This is a genomic window from Oleiphilus sp. HI0117 (assembly GCF_001635235.1).
In genome coordinates this window covers 1-1178 of sequence record NZ_LWGA01001240.1, presented here as the reverse complement: position 1 = coordinate 1178, position 1178 = coordinate 1, and the positions used below count along the sequence as shown (strand labels likewise).

Annotated in this window: 2 protein-coding genes; both read left to right on the top strand. The window is 44.2% G+C overall.

Features of this window, described 5'->3' with window-relative positions; translation table 11 throughout:
• Positions 1–776: chemotaxis protein CheA (locus A3757_RS21535; RefSeq protein ID WP_197470201.1), on the top strand; the 776-nt coding region annotated here is incomplete at its 5' end.
• A gap of 17 nt (positions 777–793) precedes the next feature.
• Positions 794–1178, top strand: a 385-nt coding sequence (locus tag A3757_RS21530) for a chemotaxis protein CheW (protein WP_068740270.1), incomplete at its 3' end; no start/stop codon positions are given.

Below are 1178 nucleotides of genomic sequence, written 5' to 3'. Positions count from 1 at the left end.
CATTTCACCAGGGCGGTAACATTGTTATTCAGATTATTGATGACGGTGCCGGCCTCAATGAAGATCGAATTTTATCGAAAGCAATCGAAAACGGTCTTGTTTCGCCTAACGATCATCTTGAACCAGAGCAAATTCACGACTTAATTTTCCAGCCTGGATTTTCAACTGCTGCAGAAGTTACCGATATTTCGGGGCGTGGCGTTGGTATGGATGTTGTGCGCAGAAATATACAGGACTTAAATGGTTCGGTCGAGGTTGAGTCGACTCCAGGCAAGGGGAGTATGTTCTCGATACGCTTGCCACTGACTCTGGCAATTTTGGATGGTCAGCTAATTCGTGTTGGTCAGCAGGTATATATTTTTCCTTTGGTATCTATTGTCGAATCGATTGAGTCTCAGGATCAGATGATACATCGCGTTTCTGGTGGCTGTGACGTCCTTCGCCTTCGAAACGAATATGTTCCGATTATTCGCCTTTGGGATATTTTTAACGTTCAGGCAGATCATGAACGGGTTGATGATGGTCTCCTCGTTATTGTCGAGGGTGACAATATTAAGGTAGCGGTGTTAGTTGACGACTTATTAGCTCAGCAGCAAGTGGTCATCAAGAGTTTGCAGGAAAACTATCGTTCAGTCCCTGGTGTATCCGGCGCAACGATACTTGGGGATGGTACTGTATCACTGATCCTGGATATTAGCGGGCTTATAAAGCTTGCTGGTGTTGGGCGTGATGCCTATAAGAAGATTACCGAGCCAGACGATAGCGAAGCGGCATAAAACAAAAGGTTTAATCTATGTCAGAGCAACAAGATTCAAAGCTAGAACAGATTAATGGTGAAGTCGATGATGCAAAGCAGGATGAGCCAACCGACCAATACCTCACCTTTTTTATGGGGGGTGAAGAGTTCGGTATCAATATTCTTTCAGTGCAGGAGATAAGAGGTTGGGAAGAGATCACCTCAATTCCCAATTCTCCAAGTCAGGTGCTAGGTGTCATGAACTTGAGGGGGACTGTTTCTCCTATCGTTGATTTGCGATATAGCTTTGGCATTAAAGATTTATCTTATACCGATGAAACGGTTGTGATAATCGTTTCGGTAGAAACCGAGTCTAACGCCAAGGTTATCGGAATCGTGGTTGATGCAGTGTCGGATGTGTATAACTTTTCTCATTCTCAAA